Source organism: Protofrankia sp. Cr1, from assembly GCF_963555865.1.
Lineage (GTDB): Bacteria > Actinomycetota > Actinomycetes > Frankiales > Frankiaceae > Protofrankia.
In genome coordinates, this window is sequence record NZ_CAUVXO010000083.1 from 12,975 (window position 1) to 15,373 (window position 2,399).

The following is a 2,399-nucleotide window of genomic DNA, read 5'->3' on the forward strand; positions in this document are numbered from 1 at the left end:
CTGGTTGCCGCCGCCGGTGCCCGAGGCGGAAACCTTCGTCAGTTCCGGGCTGTTCGACGCGGTCCATCTTCGCGGGGCCGCGCTGGCCCGTGGCGGCATCCGGTGGTCCGACCGCCAGGAGGACCTGCGCACCGAGATTCTCGGCCTGATGAAAGCCCAGCGGGTCAAGAACGCCATCATCGTGCCGGACGGCGCCAAGGGCGGCTTCGTGCTGCGCCGTCCGCCGTCGGACCCCGACGAGCTCGCCACGCTGGCCCGGTCCTGCTACGCGGAGTTCATGCGGGCGCTGTTGGCCCTCGTGGACGACCGGGTCGACGGCGCAACCGTCCGCAGCCCGGGCATGATCTGCCATGACGGGCCGGACAGCTACCTCGTGGTCGCCGCGGACAAGGGCACGGCGCGCTTCTCCGATCTCGCCAACGAGGTGGCGAGATCGAGCGGGTACTGGCTCGGTGACGCGTTCGCCTCGGGTGGCCGCACCGGGTACGACCACAAGGCGCTGGGCATCACCGCCCGGGGCGCGTGGGAGTCCGTTCGCCGTCATTTCACCGAACTGGGCGTGGACGCCGACCGCGAACCGCTCACCGTCGTCGGCATCGGCGACATGTCCGGGGACGTCTTCGGCAACGGCATGCTCCTCTCCCGCTACCTCCGCCTGGTCGCCGCATTCGATCATCGTCACATTTTTCTCGACCCCGACCCCGACCCGGCCCGCTCGTTCGCCGAGCGCGAACGCCTCGCGGCGCTGCCCGGGAGCAGCTGGGACGACTACGACCGCTCCGCGCTGTCGCCCGGCGGTGGTGTGTTCGCGCTGTCGGCCAAGCAGATCGAACTGACCGAACAGGTACGGGAACTGCTCGGGGTAGGCGACGATGCGCTGCCCGCCGACGCCGTGGTCCGGGCGGTGCTGCGCGCACCGGTCGACCTGCTGTGGAACGGCGGTGTCGGCACCTGGGTCAAGGCGAGCACGCAGGAACACGGCGCGGTCGGGGACAAGGCGCGGGACGGGATGCGGGTCGACGCGGTCGAGCTGCGCGCCCGGGTCGTGGCCGAGGGCGGGAACCTCGGCCTCACCGATGCCGCCCGGGTCGAGTTCGCCATGCACGGCGGTCGCTGCAACACCGACTTCGTCGACAACTCCGCCGGGGTGAACTGCTCCGATCGCGAGGTCAATCTCAAGATCGGCCTTGACCTGGCCATCAGCAAGGGAGCGATCGACCGGGTCGACCGCGAACGGCTGTTGGCATCGGCCACCGACGACGTCACCCGAGCGGTTCTGGTCGACTCCGCCCGCCAGGCCCTGGCGCTGAGCGCGGCCGAACGCCATGCCATGTCCATGGCGGACGGGTTGTCCCGGCTCATCACCCATCTGGTGGAGACCGGCGAGATCGACCCGGATGTCGAGACCCTGCCGGACACCGAAGAGCTCGGCAACCGGCTTGCCAAGGGACGGACCTACACCCGGCCGGAGATCGCCGTCCTGCACGCCTACGCCAAACGGATGGTTGCCCGGTCGCTGTTGGCCTCAGGCCTGCCCGACGAGCCGGTCGGCGGGCCCACCCTGGATGCATACCTGCCGGCCTCGCTGCGGGGGACGCTGCGCGAACACTTCGACCGCCACCCGCTGCGACGGGAGATCATCGCCTCCCAGCTCGCCAACTCGATCATCGACCGGGTCGGCGCCGGTTTCCTCTTTCGGCTGCGTGAACTGACCGGCGCGGACACCGGCCAGGGCACCCGGGCCTTCGTCATCACCCGCGACCTGCTCGGCCTCACCGACATCTGGGACGCCATGGACGTCCACTGCCTCGGGGAGGGCAGCCGCACCCGCCCGGCCGTGGGCTCCACCGACCCCACCGCCGAGGCGCTGCTGCACTGTCACTTCGTCCACGAGGAATCCGCGCTGTGGCTGCTGCGGGCCCGCCGGTCGCCGCTGGACATCGAAGCGGAGATCACCCGATACGCCGACGGCATGCGGGATGTTGCGGCGGCCCTGCCCGCCGTGCTCGCCACCGTCGGATCCGACCAGGAACTGGCCGGCATCCTGGCACTGGCCGAGCAGCTCTACGAGCGCGGCCTGCCAGCGCGGCTGGCCGAGCGCGTCGCGTGGCTCGACGCGATGAGCCCGGCACTCGACATCGTCGACGTGGCCCTGCGCAACGACCTCGAACCGGGAGACGTACTGCACGTCTACACCGCCATCGGAACGAATCTGGGCCTGGGACGCCTGGGCCTGGCACACCTCATCGGCCGCGGTGCGCAGCTGCCGGGTCAGTCGTACTGGGAGCACATCGCGGCCGCGACCCTGCGGGCGGACGTCGCCCGCGCCCGGTCGGAGCTGACCGAGGCGGCCATGGCCACGCCCGAGTTCGACCTGGACGCGGCCATCGACCGGATCA

General features: G+C 70.9%; 1 protein-coding gene. It reads left to right on the forward strand.

Translation table 11 applies throughout. The features are described from left to right. Positions 1–16: 16 nt before the first annotated feature. A partial coding sequence (locus U9980_RS09755; protein ID WP_322767633.1) for an NAD-glutamate dehydrogenase domain-containing protein occupies positions 17–2,399 on the forward strand: 2,383 nt, incomplete at its 3' end.